Annotated in this window: 10 protein-coding genes; 7 read left to right on the top strand and 3 right to left on the bottom strand. The window is 43.9% G+C overall.

The window, feature by feature from the left end; translation table 11 throughout:
- Positions 1 to 84 precede the first annotated feature (84 nt).
- The gene (locus NST34_RS27385; protein WP_341129154.1) at positions 85 to 2,319 is read right to left on the bottom strand and encodes an AraC family transcriptional regulator; all 2,235 of its coding nucleotides are present in this window, start codon (positions 2,317 to 2,319) and stop codon (positions 85 to 87) included.
- A 475-nt stretch (positions 2,320 to 2,794) separates the two neighbouring features.
- Between NST34_RS27385 and NST34_RS27380 the strand changes: the two genes are divergently transcribed.
- From NST34_RS27380 to NST34_RS27370, 3 genes are all read left to right on the top strand, one after another.
- The gene (locus tag NST34_RS27380; RefSeq protein WP_256721700.1) at positions 2,795 to 3,670 is read left to right on the top strand and encodes an ABC transporter permease; all 876 of its coding nucleotides are present in this window, start codon (positions 2,795 to 2,797) and stop codon (positions 3,668 to 3,670) included.
- An 11-nt stretch (positions 3,671 to 3,681) separates the two neighbouring features.
- Positions 3,682 to 4,575, top strand: a complete 894-nt coding sequence (locus tag NST34_RS27375) for a carbohydrate ABC transporter permease (RefSeq protein WP_076285287.1) — start codon at positions 3,682 to 3,684, stop codon at positions 4,573 to 4,575.
- 70 nt (positions 4,576 to 4,645) lie between these two features.
- The gene (locus tag NST34_RS27370; RefSeq protein ID WP_143764094.1) at positions 4,646 to 6,253 is read left to right on the top strand and encodes an extracellular solute-binding protein; all 1,608 of its coding nucleotides are present in this window, start codon (positions 4,646 to 4,648) and stop codon (positions 6,251 to 6,253) included.
- Between the two features lie 69 nt (positions 6,254 to 6,322).
- Here the strand turns inward: NST34_RS27370 and NST34_RS27365 are convergent, their stop codons facing one another.
- Positions 6,323 to 7,204, bottom strand: a complete 882-nt coding sequence (locus NST34_RS27365) for a helix-turn-helix transcriptional regulator (RefSeq protein ID WP_341129153.1) — start codon at positions 7,202 to 7,204, stop codon at positions 6,323 to 6,325.
- 160 nt (positions 7,205 to 7,364) lie between these two features.
- Between NST34_RS27365 and NST34_RS27360 the strand changes: the two genes are divergently transcribed.
- The 4 genes from NST34_RS27360 (at position 7,365) to NST34_RS27345 (ending at position 19,076) form a co-directional block, all read left to right on the top strand.
- Positions 7,365 to 8,762, top strand: coding sequence for an MATE family efflux transporter (locus tag NST34_RS27360; RefSeq protein ID WP_042191684.1), 1,398 nt, complete (start codon positions 7,365 to 7,367; stop codon positions 8,760 to 8,762).
- A 522-nt stretch (positions 8,763 to 9,284) separates the two neighbouring features.
- The gene (locus NST34_RS27355; RefSeq protein WP_341129152.1) at positions 9,285 to 9,953 is read left to right on the top strand and encodes a hypothetical protein; all 669 of its coding nucleotides are present in this window, start codon (positions 9,285 to 9,287) and stop codon (positions 9,951 to 9,953) included.
- A 132-nt stretch (positions 9,954 to 10,085) separates the two neighbouring features.
- Positions 10,086 to 11,096, top strand: a complete 1,011-nt coding sequence (locus tag NST34_RS27350; protein ID WP_341129151.1) for a ketoacyl-ACP synthase III — start codon at positions 10,086 to 10,088, stop codon at positions 11,094 to 11,096.
- A gap of 462 nt (positions 11,097 to 11,558) precedes the next feature.
- The gene (locus NST34_RS27345) at positions 11,559 to 19,076 is read left to right on the top strand and encodes an S-layer homology domain-containing protein (protein WP_341129150.1); all 7,518 of its coding nucleotides are present in this window, start codon (positions 11,559 to 11,561) and stop codon (positions 19,074 to 19,076) included.
- Positions 19,077 to 19,190: 114 nt separating this feature from the next.
- Here NST34_RS27345 and NST34_RS27340 read toward each other — a convergent pair whose 3' ends face one another.
- Complete coding sequence (locus NST34_RS27340; protein WP_076285281.1) at positions 19,191 to 20,207, bottom strand: LacI family DNA-binding transcriptional regulator; 1,017 nt, start codon at positions 20,205 to 20,207, stop codon at positions 19,191 to 19,193.
- Positions 20,208 to 20,282: the final 75 nt, after the last annotated feature.

Below are 20,282 nucleotides of genomic sequence, written 5' to 3'. Positions count from 1 at the left end.
TACAGTAGCCTGCCTTTTTTGATAGAGTAGTTTAGTAGTGTTATTGATCTGTACTCCGTTCGCATTCTCACTCAGCCTTCAGTTTTATGAACGAGTATTAGAACGCCTGTATTCCATCGGCGTGATGCTGAAGTTGCGTTTGAACATCCGATGGAGATAAGAACTGCTCGTGAAACCGGCCATTTCAGCAATATCCGATACGGACAGATCGCTCTCTTTCAAGAGGCGACATACTTCCTGCATTCGTACATCCATGATGACATCCACAATAGCTGTCATTGTTTGCTGCTTATAAAGACGGCTGACATATATAGGTGACAGGTTAAGCTCATCAGCAATCTGGTTCAGGCCCAGGCTGGGGTCCGTGTAAGATTGATTGATTTTTTGGTTAATTTGACGGATCAGATCACTTTGCTTAGAGCTACGTTTATCGGCCTGTAATTCCTGAATATCATCGAAGAGTTGGTAAAAAGCTTCTTCAAGCTCCTTCATCGTCTCGTAATTCTCAAGTGAAGGTATCTTGAGGATATCTTCCACAGATGTAGAGCTGAGCTTTTTGATATTATCGATGATTCTCTTAATCGATAGCGTCACCCTGGATAGCGTTAGTTCTAGTACATGGTAGGGGTATTGGTCCAATTCGCGCACGATGTCAGAGAAATGGCTACGGGCTTCGTCTGTTCTACCACTGGTGAGGGCATCGACCAGCTTTTTCTCGTTATCCGCAGGGTAAGAGTATAGGTTATTCTGCAATTCGTTAATCTTCTCCGCGTTGATTAGGCAGCCATGCCCATAAAAAAGTCTATGTTTAGAAGCTTCTTTGGCCTGGTTATATAGGCGGTTCAATCGATCTGGATTATCACTAATGGGACTGTACACTAGCGATAATCCTATTTTCAGATAATCGCAGCAAGCCACACGGATTTGTCGCAGCAGTACTTCGATCAATTCTGTATCGAGAGATTCAGCGGACGTCATACTGCTAAGTAACATAACTACGCTGTCATCGTTCATATCTACGCTTTCAACTTGATAAGTCTGACCGCAAATTTCCGAAGCAATATTCATGATCGCGAACTTGTATGCAAGTAGATAAGCACCTCGCTCTTGTCGCAGGGTATTGTATTCATCAATACGCAGCAATACAAGCCGATAACCTTCGTTTAAGTTGAAAGCAATACTTAGTTGCTCGAAATCACTAGGCTGGCTGCTGTGGGGGGCTTTTATACCGAGAACAAGATTACGTAATGAATTCTGTCTAATCGTAAACATGCTGTTGCGCTTGTCAGCTTCAAGGCTATTCATTCGGCTTACAATGGAATCAATAGGAAGATAGAGGCGTTTGGACAGCATTCTAGAAATGATAAGTCCGAATATTAAAATAATCAAAGAAATCAGTAGTGTTGTATTACGGATTTGGTTGGTCTGTTCTGTGATCACATTATATGGAGTAATGCGAACATACTGCCAACCAAGAGAATCTGGTGAAGTATAGGACACTAGCGATTTCTGGCCTTTAAAAGGAGCTGTGAAATAACCTGCGGAGCGGGATTTAACTTTATGCTCTATCCAACTGCTTTCATCCTCCGAGAGCTTCTCCAATGTCAGCTTGTTCCCCGATAGAAACCGATCTTGGTCATCTAGAAGGTAAGTCTTACCACTATCGGAAGTATTACTATTACCTAACTCCTTATTTATCCAAGCCGCTGAAATATTAACAATAACAGCAGAATTGATGGAGCGGTCCCAATTGATCGCATCATAACAGAGATAAGTATATACAGAGATAGCCTCTGATTTGGGTTCACCGATGGAGTAGGTACGCGGGATGGGAGTAAATGTTTTGTAATCCTGATAATGATTCAACATTTGAATGATTTCAGTGTCCTCTAATTCTCCTGTGGTGTACACACCGTTCTGCCCTTGCGCAGCCGAGATATATACCGTGTCATTATTCGGATTATATACATAGATGGATTCAATGTACGGCATAGAATTCAGATAGTTGTGGAGATCTGACATCGCAGCCGTAACCTCATAAACGGAGGGCTTGTTATAGAACAACAGGTGGGAAATAGTGCTAGTTCGATATAGTTGAAATGAAAGCGTTTGTGCCACTTCGGCCATATTGACTACCTTCTTGCCAGTCTGAGTCAGATCTCTTAGATCCGAACGGAAGGTCTGTGTCTTCTCGACCCCGATATAGTATGTATAGTAGACAAAAGTAGAGACAAGAAGGGTTAACGATATGCAAAGGGTTATGGTGGTGAGCAGCTTGCCGTACAGTAGTCTTTTTCTTCGTAGACCATTATTCTTCATACCGTCCCCCCTGATCATCATATGAACTTCTTTTATTATAAATCGCCAAGAGTGAACAGAACAGTGAAGCAACCTTAGAATGTTGCATTTTTCTATCTGCAGGGAGTGAACAAACTAAATATTTGTGTACATAACAGCATTTTCTACAAGAATTATAAGTGTTAATCGGAAATAGACAAGCTTTGAAGTCTATCGAAGGCCCTTGAGTGATTTTACATAAATATCACAATTGTCCAATCCTTGTTTTGCAAGTTTGTGCAATAAGGCTTGTAAGCTTCACTTCTATGTTCAGGAGAATCTCCCTATAGTGGAATTATGCAGTTTCAATATTAAAGGGGAGTGAGAGATCTTGAGCCAAACCTCATCCAAAGGTATCTCAACCGTCGAACTTGGCATCCAGGCTGATGGTAGAGCACGCTTACGAACGAGAAGAAAGAAGAAAGGATTTCTGTATGAGCTGGTGCACAATCGGGTAATGTTTCTGATGCTGCTGCCCACCTTGATATTTTTTCTGGTGAATTCCTATTTTCCAATGGTAGGCATCTATTATGCGTTCACACAATTCGACTTCAACAGCAGCATGTTCAATTCCAAGTTTGTCGGGTTGCAGAATTTCGAGTTTCTCTGGAGATCCGGTACGCTAGTGAAGCTGACGATGAACACGATCGGTTATAACATCGCTTTTATTGTACTTGGGAATGTACTGGCGATTGTTTGCGCGATTCTGCTAAGTGAATTGAGTGGGAAGTGGTTTAAAAAAATCAGTCAATCGGTGATGTTTCTACCGTACTTCGTATCCTTTGTAATTCTCAGCGTGATTGTCTACAACCTATTTAATTATGACAGCGGTTTCTTGAATACGATGCTTACACAGTTCGGGCTCGATCCGGTCGATGTCTACAGTAAACCTTGGGCTTGGATCTTTCTGATTATCGTTTTCTATCTATGGAAGAATCTTGGCTACAGCATGGTTATCTATCTAGCGGCGATTACTGGCATCAGTGACGAATATTATGAAGCGGCTACAATTGATGGAGCTAATATTTTTCAGCGGATCTGGTATATTACGGTGCCGATGTTGAAATCGACCTTTGTAGTTCTTCTGCTATTCGCACTTGGCAGTATTATGAAGGGACAGTTCGACCTGTTCTATCAACTAATAGGTAATAACGGGCTACTCTACAATGCGACGGATATTCTCGATACTTACGTCTATCGTTCGCTCAAAGTAACGTTTGATGTGGGCATGGCGACAGCAGCTGGGGTCTATCAATCCTTATTCGGCTTTGTCCTCATTATGACGGTCAACTATATTATCCGCAAAATTAACGACGACTATGCCCTGTTCTAGGAGGACAAGAAATGCGAATTTATAAGGATAAATATACTAAGTTGCTTCATGCAATCGCCTATTTGGTCATCATTGGATTGTCGGTTGCTTGCTTGCTGCCCTTTCTTCTAATTATTTCTGCATCATTAACCAGTAATGAATCCATTATCCGCGATGGCTATCATCTGATTCCGGCACAGTTCTCACTTGAAGGCTACAAGACGGTATTTATCTTTCCGGATGAGGTGTTGCGTGCATATGCCGTTACAGCTACCACTACTGTAATTGGAACGATACTAGGACTCTTCTTCATGACTATGGCAGGTTATGTGCTGGCCCGGAAGGATTTTAAATATCGTAATACCGTTTCCTTTTATATCTACTTTACGACCTTGTTTGGTGGAGGACTTGTTCCTTGGTACATCATGATCACCAAGTACCTCGGTTTGCTGGACTCCTATGCCGTATTGGTGCTACCTGGTCTGATGACGCCATTCTTGATCATTCTAATGAAAAACTTCATTAAATCAGCAGTCCCCGAGGAGCTGTTCGATTCCGGAAAAATTGACGGGGCCGGTGATTTCAGAATCTACTGGCAGATCGTGCTCAAGCTCTCCATGCCGGGAATCGCTACAGTCGGCTTGTTCCTTGCTTTGTATTACTGGAATGACTGGTTCACATCTTCTCTGTTCATTAATGATACTCATAAATACCAACTACAGTTCTATCTGTACAATGTTATCAATTCAGCACAATTTATTGCACAGATGGGTGCTGGAACTGGGGTGACACTTGCAACGGAAGTCCCTACTGAGTCTACTAAAATGGCGATGGCAATTGTTGTGACCGGTCCGATTCTATTTCTGTATCCGTTCGTTCAGCGTTTCTTCGTGAAAGGATTGACCATCGGAGCTGTAAAAGGTTAGAACCGTTAACCTACACCCTACCCGGGCTTAGGTACAATCGGCTAACATAGAAGAATAGTGAAAAGGGAGGATTCAGATGATCAAACTACGGGGTAAAAGTATGTCTATTCTGCTCACGTCAGTACTAAGTTTGACTCTACTGGCAGGCTGTGGAGGGAATTCGAGTTCCACGAATGGGGATAATACGGCAGTAAAAGAGAGCAACAAAGGCGGGAATACGTCTCAGGGTACCAACGCTGGGACAGAGGAGAAAACGGGGCTGGATACATCTAAGGAGGTTGAACTGCAATTTTATATGCTGGGCGATGCGCCTAAGGATCTTCCGAGCATTGAAGCGCAAATTAACAAGATGGCTAAAGAGGATCTGAATGCTACCGTTAAATTCATCTATACAACATGGACAGATTGGGATCAGAAGTATAAATTGCTGCTTTCCTCTGGTCAATCGATTGATTTGATCTTCACTGCGGACTGGACACAGTATCAAGCTTACGCTAAAAAAGGAGCTTTTTTGGCTATTGATGATTTGCTGCCGACGGCTGCCCCAGCCCTCCAGCAATTTGTACCGCAGGATATGTGGGATGCAGTTAAGATTAATGGTAAGATTTACACTGTACCTGCCACTTATAAGGAATATGTAACGAATGGTTTTGTTTGGCGTGAGGATCTTCGTAAGAAATACAATCTACCTGAGCCAACAGATCTGGCCAGCTACGAGGCTTATATGGATGGCATCAAGAAAAATGAACCGAAGATGATGCCGTTATCCCCTAACGGTAATGTGAGAGAGAATCTGCATGATCTTTACGCTGCACTTCACGGGATTGTCGGAAGTCCGTTACCTTATGGTATCGGAATCAAGTATAGTGAACCTTCGAAAGCTTATCTATATTGGGGCTCGGAGGAACATAAAGAAGAACTATTGACCATGAAACGCTGGCAGGAAAAGGGGTTAATTCCTAAAAATATATTGAACACGAAGGACACCCTTCAGGGTCCGATTATTGTGGGTAAAGCGGCAACTATCTTCGGAGATAACCCGACTCGCTTCAACGATACACTGATGAAAATGAAAGCGGGCCATCCTGATTGGGAGCTGGGTTACCATCCTTACGGTAATACGATTGGTTACGCCACGCCGGTTCATCCGATCCATAATGGATTCGCCATTCCGAAGAGCAGTAAGAACCCTGAACGTGCATTAGCCTTCTATGAGAAAATGGTTATGGATAAACGTTATAATCAGTTGACGCAATACGGTGTTGAAGGGGAAAATTATAAGGTTGATGCAGAAGGTTATTATGAGCTTATTGGAGACGCTTCTACGAACGGTTTCACTCGTGAAGGGATGAATGGCTGGGCTTGGCGGAACCCGGAATTTATGTTATTCGACAAATCCTATGATGGCGTCAAAGAGATTTTCGATGAGCTTGATAAGATTCAGAAGCCGGATATCTTCACAGGTTTCGCTGAAGATTACACTTCCTATCAGGCTGAAAAAGCGGCACTGGAGCAGGTAGAGAAGCAATACCTGTATCCGCTGCAAGCTGGATTGGTAGAGGATGTAGATGCGGGTCTAGCTACCTTCATGGAGAAGGCTAAGCAAGCCGGCCTTGAGAAAATTCAGGCTGAATATATCAAGCAATGGAATGCTTACGTACAGGAGAAGGGTCTGTAATAAAAAAGAGCAAGGGATGTTCCTTAAGCCATAAAGGCGGGGAGCATCCCTTTTTTGTATTCTAGGAGACTACGAGAAGCGCTGGCGGAATTCCCGCGGAGTGGTTCCCTCAATGCGGACGAAGCTGGAGCTGAAGTAAGGCGCTTGATTGAAGCCGACCTCCTCGGCGATCCGGGCAATCGTGTAACTGGTCTGCATCAGCAATAGCTTACTCTGCTGAATTCGGTAGTGCAGCAGGTAATCCATAGGTGCACAGCCGTATTCCTTTTTCATGCAACGAGCGATATATACAGGATGAAAGTTTAGGTTCACCCCTAGCTGCTGTGCTGTGATGCGCTCACGGAAATGACTGCGCAAATAGGAGGCAGCTTGCTCTGCACATATTTTGGAGGGAGAGGGACGCTCATGGCGGAGAGAGGCAGATAATTGCTGGAGAACCTCTTGGAATAGCAGCTGCTGCTGAAATGGAGTATCGCTCAAATGGGATTTAGGCGCTAGTTGATTCAGCTGCGAGAGCAGTTCTTCCATCTTGGACGGTTGTAGCAGAGAGGTATATTGGGGCAGCTGTAAGGTAAAAGTGCGTATATTAAATTCGTCTGAATGAAGAGGATGCTCCACTCTGGTATGTTCTGTCTCTGGTGTTGAAGCTGTAGCCTCGGAAATATTCCAATCGCCCACTGTCTGAAAATGCAGCCAATAATAAGAGGTGTGTTCCTTGCAGCTGTCCGTACTGAAATGATGGCTATCTGGACGAAGAAGCAGTGCCTGACCTGCACGTACCTGAAAGGTGAGACCTCCTTCATTCATATATAGGCAGCCCTGCTTGACTACAAGCAAGTCAAATACCTTGATATTGTGGCGGCTCATGTGGTAATGCCCTGGTGAGAAGGTGTGCAATCCACTTACGATATAATAGGGCATTGGCGGGACGATAAAATTAATAATGTTCATGGAGAGATCTCCTTTTATGAGGTTGAAATAATGAAATTATTGGTTTGAAATCTGTACCATCACCAAAAGTATATCATCTATAATTTAGTCTGACCTAAAGAAAAAATATGCTGTTTCTTAGGTCTAGTATGCATGTTTGGTTTAAGGGGAGGTTTATTTAGTGAAAAAAGAAAGACAGGGCTTTGGACTATGGGTATTAGCTTGGCCTATATTTATAGAGGTGTTTCTTCAGACCCTGCTAGGTACGGTAGATACACTCATGGTCAGCCGTATTTCAGACGATGCAGTCGCCGTAGTCGGCATTTCCAATCAATTGTTCGGTGCGTTGACCACACTTTTTACCACCTTTGCGGGCGGTGCGGGGATCCTGATCGCGCAAAGAATGGGTTCAAAACGTTTCAGCGAAGCGCGTACGATTGCAATTATGGGCGTATCGGTTAGTCTCATTCTTGGTATTGTCGTGAGTATCATCCTGTTCTTCTATGCGGGTCCAATAGCGGGGATTCTAAATATATCGCCTGAGCTATTATCACTGTCCAATATCTATATCTCGTATGTCGGTGGCGGTCTGTTTTTGGTGGGGATGATTGCTTCCCTTGGAACAGCGATTCGTAATACAGGGAACACCAGAGGACCAATGTACACAGGGGTCATCATAAATGTCATTCACATTATTCTGAACTATACTTTTATATTCGGGATGTTCGGTCTGCCACAGCTAGGGCTTGCGGGAATCGCAATCTCAAGTATTATCAGTAGACTGGTCGGTGTGATCATGCTGTATACCATGTTTAGAGGTTCCTTCGAGATTAAGATTAGACTTAGGGACTTCCGTATATTCAACGGCAAGCTATTCAAGGAAATTATAAGGATTGCTTGGCCTCTAGGGATTAATTCTTCCTGCTGGGTGTTCTCGCAGTTGATTGTCTATTCCTTTCTAGCCGCACTGGGGGCTGAAGCGTTAGCCGCACGGACTTATCTCAATACCTTAGAGTCCTTTTGCTTCACGTTAGGGTATGCAATCGCGCTGGCTGGACAGATACAGATCGCGCATTTGTTCGGGGCAGGGAAGCTGAAAGAGGCTTATCGTAGTGCATATCGCACGCTGTATATCGGCTTGGCTATTGTATCAGCGAACATGTTACTGCTATTTCTTTTCGGCAGGAATCTACTAGGTTATTTTACTTCCGACCCGCGGATTATTGCGATTGGGATTTCCCTACTGGCCCTAAATCTCCTACTGCAACCTTGCAAAATGCTGAATATGGGCATGGGTAATGCGCTGAACGCCATCGGCGATACCCGTTATACGATGTATACTTCCATCGTGTCTATGTCCATTATTGGAGTGGGATGTTCTTACTGGTTTGGAATCAGCTTAGGCTGGGGGCTCACAGGGATCTACTGCTGTATGATTGCTGATGAATTTGTGCGGGGGATGCTTGTTCTAATGCGCTGGAGAGGGAGGAAAGTTATCCGTCAGGCGGATATCGGTTTGAGTGAAGGGAATGCCTCACTACATGGAGCCGGGAAAAGAAGTACTTCGTTAACTATATGAGCGGGACTCTATAAGCCGACCATGGTGGGCAATGGAGTGTAATGATGTCTTTTTGCACCAATAGCAATAGTGTCTCTGGGGTCCGATAGTTGCCCAAAAGAGCCGTTTTTTCGAAAATAGCGACTCTGGAGTCCAATAGAAAGTTTGAGAACTGCAAGTAACATCGAGCGACAACAAACATCAAGCATTCCAAGCACCACTGAGCACCCTAAGCGCGCCAAGCACCAATTCCCATCTGCTGCGCAATCGCCCACCGAGCTGTGGGTGTTGGGTGATGTTTTTGGAGAGAGGCTACCCATGAGTAAATAATTACTTAGGGGTTAGCCTCTTTTTTGTGCGAGTATAAAATTTAAGTTTGATGGTTCTGAAATTTGATTATTCATTCATATAGAATTTGATTCTATGATATAAATGAGTTAGCCTTTAGAGCATGGGTACCTGTTTTATGAATACATACTACTGAAGGGTTTGAGGAAAATGCCGTTAAAATGGAGAGGCTTGACGATCCTAACACTGCTCTTAATGATGATACTAATATCGGGATGTTCTAATGGTACCGTTCACGTCACGGTGAATAAGAATCAAAGCGTAGATTTAGCAATGAATGTGAAATTGGATTCCCGAACAGAAGCATTGATCAACGATAAAATGGAGAAGAGTCTGACAGACAAATTGAAGGAGGAAGGGATTCAGCTAGAAAAACGACAAGAAGGTAAGTCTACAGTCTATGAAATCCAGAAAAATTACGCTTCATTTGAGGATATAGGTTCAACCTCTATGGGGCTGGATATTGTGGATCTACAGCTCGTTACTAAAAAGAATTTGTTATATACCACATATGATGTTGAGGCACAGCCTCAATTTAATAGTTATATGGATACCATCATGGATAACATGGGGACATTGAGTTTATCAAAGCCGATTATTCGGGCGGTGCTGAAAAACTTGGCATTTGATTTTAAATTAACGTTGCCAATAGACCTAATTGGTGATAATAATGCAGCCGTTGATGAAGGCAGAACACTTACCTGGAATGTTACCCTGGGGGATACGGAGCCGATCAAAATGCAGCTTTATGTGCCAAATGTATGGAATATAGTGATCGTGTTAATCATCCTAGTGGTGGTAATCATTGCTGCGATTCTATTTTTCGTCAGAAAAAGAAAACACCGCAAAGTAAATCGTGCTTAAGTAGTTCGAGATATGTATTGAAAGTGCCGGGAAGCCATGCTGCTTTACCGGCATTCTTTACTTTATAGCAGGTGTAGAATTATAATTAGTACCAAGTACTAATATCAGATACTAAATGAAGAGGTGATTGGAATGACAGGTGCAAAAATTACAGCTATCGGAACTTATGTCCCGGCTAAAAGACTGACCAATGCCGATCTTGAGCAGATGGTGGATACTGATAATGAGTGGATTGTGGGGCGGACTGGAATTCGTGAACGCAGAATTAGTCGGCAGGATGAATACACAAGCGATTTATGTGTAGCCGCAGTACAGGATCTAATGAAACGTTATGGAAAAAGCGTTGAGGATGTGGATATGGTCCTAGTAGCTACTAGTACACCTGATTTTTCCTTTCCCTCAGTAGCTTCTTTGATTCAAGATCGCTTAAATATTCCGCAGACTGCTGGAGCTATGGATTTGAGTGCAGCCTGTGCGGGTTTTGTATATGCACTTCATACAGCTCATAGCTATGTTGCTTCAGGGATGCACCGTAAGGTTCTAGTGATTGGTGCGGATACGATCTCCAAGATTACAGATTATACTGATCGCAGTACATGTATCCTTTTTGGTGATGGGGCCGGTGCAGTGCTTGTGGAGAGTGATAAGCAATCGACGGGATTTTTAGGCTTTCAGCTAGCTAGTGATGGCAGCGGCGCGCATCATGTGTATCGCACGGGTCTAGCCCATACGGTGAATAATATTGAACTGGTAGATACACAGATGCTCGTACAGAACGGACGCGAGGTATTTCGTTGGGCGGTCAGAACCGTTCCTCTCGGTGTACAGCAGCTTCTTGAAAAAGCAGAAGTGGGTCTGGAGCAAGTCGATTGGTTTATTCCACACAGCGCAAATATGAGAATGATTGAGCCGATTTGCGAGCGTATGAACTATCCGATGGAGCAAGTGCTGCATAGTCTTGTGAATTTTGGCAATACTTCTGCCGCAACAATTCCCTTAGCTCTTGATTTGGGCATTCGTGAAGGCAAAGTAAAGAACGGGCACAAGATTCTGATGTATGGCTTTGGTGCGGGGCTGACGCAGGCCGGTCAACTGGTAGAGCTGAACTTGGATGAGCAAGTAGGGGAGCCAACTTTATTGTGAGTTGTTCAGGTAAACATAAATAATAAAACTTTGTTAAAGCAACGACCGTTTCTCGGTATTTTTTCGAGGAACGGTCGTTTTTGTTTCATTACTAAAAGTATTCTTGGGCATATATTATGCATGTATTAGGCTACTGTTGTGATCATATTCGGCTAATGATATGCAGATGTTATTCATTTATTAGGCATCTTTTGGGATTGAGTTAGACGTTTTGACCCATATCACAGCCTTTGGATGCATCTTTTGAAGTTTACAGATATTTAATGCTAGGCAAATAATCCATACCTACAATAAAAACAGCAGACCCCAGTCTACCAAAAAAATAGTATGGGATGTACTTTGAATAGGATGAAGAAAGGAGGAGTTATCGAATATATCCGAGATAAGGGTAGTTAGCTCATCTGTTGATGGAGAGTTTTCATGTGATTCAAAACTATAAAATAATGCTTGGGAGAGATGATTTTGTTCAGAAAAGGTAGGAAATTTGTTGCATTATTACTGGCACTCACAGTGATTTGTTCTACGATGCCGAATATCACCCCTGTGTTTGCAGCTGAAGAATCTGAGATTCTATCTGTAGATCAACCAACGACTTCTGTACCCACCGGCCGATATGAAGAAGCACAGACGATCCACCTCACAACTGCAACGCAGAATGCTGACATTTACTATACACTCGACGGCACGCTTCCGGATGTTCATAGTTTGAAATATAACGGGCCGATCTCGATCTCCAAAACAACGAATTTGTCAGCCATTGCGATCAAAAATGGTGTGGCAAGTAAAGGAGTAACCTTCTCTTATATCATCAAGACCAAAGAAAAGCCATTGCTCCAGTTTGTAGCGATGTCAGACGTACATGTGGGCTCACATGCTTCAGCAGATGCACGTTATACCCAATTCTTTGATACGATAGGGTCGATTTTCCCGAACCCGGATGCGATACTCGTCGTTGGCGATATGATTAATGATAATGGGAACGACAAGCCTAATGACCATGTGATGGTTCGGGAAATTTTTGAGCAAAATTTAGCTAGAAAGCAGTGGAATAACACCCAGATCCGAATGGCTATAGGTAACCACGATTCCACCGTTGCTAAAGTCAACGAACATTATCCCACGGACTGGTTCACAAGCCAGCCGAATGGCTATTATGAATCTGAAATCGGTGGCTATCATTTCTTATTTTTAAACGGGAACAACTACAACTCAGATACAGGTCAGCGTAATTGGCTAAAGGGTAGACTTGCAGAGCTTACAGCTGAGCCGAAGAATCAGAATACCCCCATCTTCGTGAATGTGCACCAACCTATATCGAATACGGTAATGGATGGGCAACAGGCATCGAATCCTAATCTTTATACGGATCTCAAAGACTATCCTCAAGTGATTACCTTCTCCGGACATTCCCATCTGAATATTAGTGATGATCGCTCCATTTACCAGAAGGATTTCACTTCAGTTAACCTTGGCTCCATGTCTTACATTGAATCCGATCGTGGTTACTCCCAAGTGACTAAGAAGGGACTTGAAGGACGTTTTGAATTTCCTGTCAGTCAGGCCGACTTCGTTGAGGTATATGCGGATCGGGTTGAAGTGGATCGGATTGCGTTTAACGCAGATCCTGGAGATATCTACACAGACGGTAAGTGGACGGCTGAGCCGCAGCCTCCATTCAACAGTGCGGGTACAGTTGCTGGAGATAAGTGGGTCATTCAGCTAAAAGGCTCGACGAATGAAGCTATTAAGAGCAATTTCAAGTACACGACGGCTAACCGTAATAAGGTTGCTCCTGTATTCAATAGTGAGCTCGACATAACGAATCAGGATACGGTACCTTTACTTTCCTTTAAGCAAGCGAAAGATGATCAATCTATGCATCATTATGAAATCAATGTCATCGATAAAAGGTCCGGAGTTAGCAGCAAATCTGTGAATGTATTCTCTGACTATTACTTTTCCCCGATTCCGAATGCAATGAATATTCCACTCGAAGGACTTGCGCCTCAAACTTCATACATTGTTCAAGTGACAGCTGTTGATGCCTACGGGAATCGCTCTGCAACTCTTGAGCAATCGTTCACAGCCGGCAATGAAGCACCTGAACTGACGCCAATTGATCCATCGACCATGTGGAAGGATCTAGTGGTCGATATGAAATTGGATGGAAACCTATCCGATGAAGCTAAAGACGTGACAGGGCTTGCAAGTCTAGCAGGCAATGTAACGTATGTCGATGGTAAATCCAATAAAGCTGCGCTCATTGCAGCGGGCAATAGTAATTATATTGATTTGGGCAAGCGTGATGATTTGAAATTCGGAGCAGGAAGCTTCACCGTGTCTTTCTGGCACAAAGGCAATCTTTCCGGGGATCAGACTCTCCTCTCCAATAAAAACTGGAATAGTGGCGGTAACCTAGGCTGGTATATTGGACCTGCCTCCACCAATGGTATGACCTTAAATATCAGTGATGGAACGAAAAGAGCGGATATTACAGCATCAAGTGTAGGAACGGAGTGGCATCTCTTTACCATTACAGCGGACAGAACAAACAACTTAGCAAAAGTTTATGTAGATGGGACGGAGAAAGCATCGGGGAGTATTGCCTCGCTTGGTACTCAAAGTGTAGATACAACCTTTAACACGCTGATTGGTGTGGATGGCAACAAAGGAAATGGCGGAGCAACGATTACCATAGATGATCTGAGAATCTGGAAGAGATCGCTCACAGCTACGGAAAACAAAGCATTGTCGGATTCCTATAAGGGTGTTCAGCTCTTTACCTTTGAACAGCTCACCACATTAATTCATGACGCTGCATCCTTCCAAAAGAACAGCGATAAAGTCAGTGGTGTATCTTACCCGAAAGACCAGCTGGACGAGCTTGCGAACCAACTTCAGAAAGCCAGACAACTGACGGCAAGTAATAGCGCAACCGAAATTGACCTTGCTTATGTCGAGCTTCAGTGGGTCTATAAAAAAATACAACAGGCAGCAATATATTCCTTTATTCCTAAGAACGCATTCACTATCAACTCCTTTAGTTCTTATGCGGACAATGAAAATGCCAATGCTGCGAACATCCTAGATAACGATACCGCTACGATTTGGCATTCCAAATGGCAGGAGCCTGCAGCCTCATTTCCACATTGGGTGATTATCGACATGAAGGGTAGTAAGAACTTAACTGGTATTGGGCGCACTAGCCGCTTAAGTCAGACGGCTCTGGAATTTCCAAAGGATTTTGAACTCTACGCCTCGGATCAATTATCGGATTTGACCGATCCGGCGTACTTGAGCAATCCGGCGAATAAAGCGATCGGCACATTCCAGAAAACCTGGAAAGGCACGAGCTATCAAGACTTCAATATTTTGGATAAAGCGATACAAGGTAGATATGTGAAATTTGTTGTCACGAGCACCTATAACCCAACCGCTTTATTCACCAGTATGAGTGAAATCGATTTTACTGGTAGCTCAGTGCTCTCTGCGGATACACTTCTACAGATGTCCTTCGAGAATAATTTGGAGGATCAATCTGTAAATGCTATACCGGCAACACCGGTTAAAGATCCACAGTTCGTGAAAGGTCGCGTCGGACAAGCCTTGAGTATCGATTCCAAGAGCTCAGCGCTGCAATATGTTGATCTTGGCAAGCCAACAAGTCTGCAATTCGGTAAGGACAAGAACTTCTCGTTCGCATTTTGGGTTAAATCGCCTTCTGTCTCAGGAGACCCTGCGATTCTATCCAACAAAAATTGGGATTCCGGTGCAAATGCAGGTTATGCCTTAGCGCTGAAGGGAAGTGCACTCCAATGGAACTTTAATACATCCGGCGAATCGCGTGCAGATGCCCAAATTCCAAATGTTGTAGATGGCACCTGGCATCATATCGCCATATCGCATGATCGTGTTTCAGGGCGAGTTGATTTTTATAAAGATGGTGTTCCTGTAAATGTGACCAAAGTTAATGGCACGAACTATCAGGGTATAGCAAGCACCATGACCATTGCAGGTCGAACGGGTACGCTGGATACAGGATTGTCAACCATGATCGGAAATGATGGTACAGGCAATTACAGCAATGCGCTGCAAGTACAGCTTGATGAGCTTCATATGTATGGAAGAACATTAACCGCGCAGGAAGTTTCTGATATGTATAACAGTGCTCCGCCGCTTGCTTCCATTGAGGATTTTTCAGGTTCATTAAATCTGATCGGAGCTAAGCACACGGTTCAAGGTACGCAATTCCGATATAATCTAGATTTGCGTACACCTGATATGACGACTAAAGTGGACAAAGCTGTCGTTGAGATAGCTTATGATCCAGAACATTTCGAATTTGTCAGCGCATCTCGCGCAACCAAGACAGACGCCTCGACCCCTGGTATCGTTAGACTAGAACTTCCAGGAGGTAATGTCTATAACATCGAGAATCCGCTGGAGTATGCAAAGTCCAGAATCTCGGAGCTCAAATTCAATACGCTTGGTGCTTCCGGCCAAGGCATCATTGAAGTTAAGCATGCGGATTTCTATACTGGATCAACAAAACTAACGATTAAGGCATTTGATTCGGCGCCTGCCGTTATTCAGATCCATGCTAAAGCTTCCGAAGATCTTAATGCAGATGGTTATGTTACGATAGGTGACCTTGCACTTGCGAAAGGCATTTCGGATGAAGAGCTGGCAGATATGGCAGCCCAAGCCCAATACCAGCCCTATAAACGTGTAGTTGTCATCGGGATTGATGGTGGGGGTGTAGCGGTCTCCAAGGATGCGCCTTATTGGGAGACGCCTAGCTCCAAGAAAGAAAAGGTAGGTGATCGCCTGCAAATTCCAGCCATTCGGAACATTATCGAGCATGGAGCTATTAGCTATACGGCTAAAACTACTTTACCTTCCAGCTCATCTCCAAACTGGGGTTCGATGATTAATGGTGTTGGTTATGAAAAGCATGGTCTATATAATGACGATACCGCAGCCTACACATACAGTGAATCATGGGACTACCCAACGGTATTCAAAAAAATTAGGGAGGCATTGCCTGCTACTAAACAAACGGTATTCTCCACCTGGAGCAACATCGTTCAGGGGCATATTGAACCTTCTGTTGGTGTCGAAGGTTATTCCCTAGGAGATGAAGCTGATGTAGCGGCGTTCACGCAATACGCTGCTAGCGGCAAAGCGAAAGATACCTCGTTAATTTTCTTCCAATTGGATGATATGGATGGGGCGGGCCATGGTGATGGATTCTATACGAAGTCGTATTATGAGCAAATAAAGAAGACGGATAAGAACATCCAGACCATCTATGATGCTTTAAAGAACAATCATTTGTTGGAAGACACGCTCATCCTCATGCTGCCTGACCATGGTGGGGGTAAAGAGAATGCAGACGGAACTTTGGGCATGGCAACAAGTCATGGGCAAGATGAGCCCCTTGCCACCACAATCTTCTTCGCGGCGAATGGTAGAACAGTAGCCACCGAAGACGGGAAGGAAAAATTATTGCAAGGTGGGAATACAAGAGACTTGGCTGCAACAGTTCTAACTGCACTTGGCCTGAACCCATCCATTGGAGATTCTCATGTCATTGACGGTATGTTCATACCTCAAACCGAACAACAATCGGGTGCTGCGGACTTGCGATTCACAAAATTAGTTGATGCTGCTACACAAAAGGTTAACGGTTATGAAGTATCAATCAACAATGCGACTTCAGATGTGACAGCCATCGATTTGAATGTAGACTCCAGCAGTCTCATCTTCTCATCGATTGAACCGGCTCAACCTGGCGTTAAGATTGTGCGCAAAGAGACGGTTAATGGAATGACAAGAATCATTCTAACCTCAACGAATGGCATTCAAGCAGATGCTCCGATTCTTAAGCTACGAGTATCACCACAAGAAAAGGCTACTGCTGTACAAATTACGCAAGCGATGATTGCAGATGCGAAAGGGCATGAAACGATGCCGAATTTGACCACTGCAACTAAAGAAGTACAGATCTCTCAGGCAACACTAGTAGATCTTCAGGTAAACGGTCAATCGTTGATCGGCTTCACACCGGATCAAATGAACTATGCGATTCGTGTACCGAATAATGTTTCGGTCGCAGAGGTCACTTATAAGGTAGCAGATCCTTTACTAAGCGTTCATGTCATAGGTGGTAAATCTCTGCAAGTAGGCGAGAATCTGGTGGAAGTGCATGTCCAAGCTCCAGACGGCAGCTCGAATGTGTATACCATTATCGTCATCCGTGAGTCAGAATCCTTACCTAACCAAATTCTGCTGTCCGATCTACGAATGAATGGGGAAACTCTACCAGCTTTTGCACCTAGTACGTTGAACTATAACGTAACGGTTCCCTATAGTACGTCGGTAACGGATATTACCTATACGGCATACGATCCGACTAGCGTAGTTAAGATTACGGGTAGTGGAGCCCTTGAGGTTGGTAGGAACGTCGTGAAGGTTACCGTGACAGCTCAAGACGGATTACAAAATATTTATACGATCATCATTACGCGTCAGCCTGAAGCGGAGTCTTCAAGCAATGCAGATCTGGTAGATCTTCGCGTTAATGGAACTACGATTCATGGATTTGCCTCTGGGCAATACAACTACGAACTGACTGTACCTTACTCGACAACCGTTACGCGAGTAACCTATACAGCAGCGGATCCTATGGCTACTGTATCGATAACAGGCAGTGGAGATTTACATGTCGGCACTAATATGATCACCGTAACTGTGACAGCTCAAGATGGAACCAAACAGATTTACACTATTTCTGTTATGCGCGAAAATGATACCTCGACAACACCACCAACGGGTGGGGGGAACCCAGGATCAAGCGTTACGCCGCCAGTGGTGGTGAAGCCGGAGCTGCCTGCAGGGGTGGTTGTTATCCCAGATGAACTCTTAACGAAGAGTGCTGAAGGAAACATCATTTTGCAGCTTCAAGCGGATAAGAATCAAGTTATGATTCCGATCGATCAACTCGATCAGATCGGCAATAGGGATCTAGAGATTCAAGTGAATGGGGTTCGTGCCGTTATGTCCTCCAAAGTATTGAATGAGCTTCGTAAGCTTCTGCCATCAACTGCGAAGACAGCAACAATACTTTTGAGGATGGAAGCCATTCAATCGAATCAACTTACAATAACTCCACCGTATTCACGGGTTAGTGACATCATGGACTTCTCATTAATCATGTCAGATGAGTCTGGTAATAAATATTCACTGAAGCAATTCCCAGTACCCGTGAAGATAACACTACCGATTCTAAATGGAACCAATCCAGCTCTAGCGGGTATTTATCGTATTGAGGAAAATGGCAGCTTTACCTATCTAGGGGGGACGATGAATCCGTCCAAAACCAGTCTTACCGTAGATTTGAATCATTTTAGCCAATACGTTGTTCTTTCGTTCCAAAACAGCTATCGAGATGTACCTGAAAGTCACTGGGCATACAAGACTATTCAGGAACTATCTGCTAAACAAATTGTGAAGGGACAATCTGACTCTATGTTTAACCCATCGGGTTCCATCACAAGAGCAGAATATGCAGCTCTCCTCAGCAGAGCGCTTTCCTTAACTGCGAGTCGTCCGACTTCATTCCAAGATGTAGTCGCTGGATCGTGGTACGAAGAGGCGGTCAATGCAACCTTTGAAGCAGGTATTATTCAAGGCGTATCCGAGGATCGTTTTAACCCGAATCAACAGATTACCCGCGAGGAAATGGCAGCTATGCTGGTAAGAGCCTATGCATATCGTACGGGCGTTAAGCCGGAAGCAAGCTCATTCCATGCGACTAATGACAGCTCTAAAGTTAGTTCTTGGGCAGTAACCTATGTACAAGGTGCGCTAGAAGCTAAGCTTCTGACGGGTCATCAGGATGGTAACTTCCTTCCGCAATCGATGACAACCCGTGCCGAGGCAGCTCATAGTATTTCAAATCTACTTACGAAATTCTAAAATGAAATTGTAAGTTCCCTACATGAAAAATCCCCTCAAGTTAGACAATGCCTTAGACATCTTATCGAGGTCTGAGACGTTGTAAACTTTGAGGGGATTTATTCATGTTATACCTTAAAATTTCAATTGGCTTCCGCAGGACTCGCGCACAACAAGCACTGGCTCCACAACAAATGAACCGCCACCTGACTGATTGTTAATCAAGTCATAGAGCATATGGGCAGCGAGGATACCAAGGCGTTGTTTGTTTTGACGGATGGTAGACAGTCTTGGTGTAGTATATTTGCAGGCTTCGATGTCATCACAGCCGATGATGGCGATATCCTCAGGGACCCGGAGGTCATGTTCTTTTAATGCACGGATGGCTCCTAAAGCCAGCAAATCAGAGGCAGCAAAAATGGCCTTTGGTAAACTGCCGCTTTGAATTAATTGTTGCATAGCCGTATACCCGCTGGACTCAAAGAAATCATCGCCATGTACAAACCAACGCCGGTTCAAAGGGAGACCGAAACTTTCGATAGCTTTGGTATATCCTGCTTCCCGTAGATTGGATATTTCTGAATCCGCGGCACTTCCTATAAAACCAAGCTCCCTATAACCAAGAAGGTAAAAATGCTCTACGACCTTAGAGGATATTTGGAAGTTATCTGACATAACAAAGCCTGACTTTTTCCCTTTTAGTTCGAGATCTACCCCGATACAAGGGATACTGCTCATGTCCAGATCGTGGATCGTTGGCTCCATCTTCTGTCCAGATATAATGACACAGCCATCCACATTAAAATGAACAGCGCGCGCGAAGTAATCTCCGCTGCTAATAAATTTTTCGTTAGAAAAGAAGATGAGATCGTATCCCAGTACACCCATCTGTTTCTTGAAGGAGTTTAATACCTCAACGAAAAAAGGGTGCGTAAATTCTACATTAAGCTCACCCGCAAAAATCACACCGATCAGATTTGATTTTTTGGTTGCAAGTGTCTTGGCGGAGTTGGATGGTGAATATCCAGTTTGCTCGATGATCTCTAGGACTCTTTTCTTGGTCTTTTCCGAAACATCGCTGTAATTATTCATAATTTTCGAAACGGTCGAGACAGAAACGCCTGCCATTTCGGCAATCATTTTGATATTCATATGTAGTATAAGCCACCCTCCGCTTAATAGTTGGAATATGGGGGAAAGACTGTAGTAGAACGGTTATTTATGAGT

The sequence above is a fragment of the Paenibacillus sp. FSL H7-0714 genome (genome assembly GCF_038003765.1).
Lineage (GTDB): Bacteria > Bacillota > Bacilli > Paenibacillales > Paenibacillaceae > Paenibacillus_AQ.
This window is presented reverse-complemented; position numbering and strand designations above follow the sequence as displayed.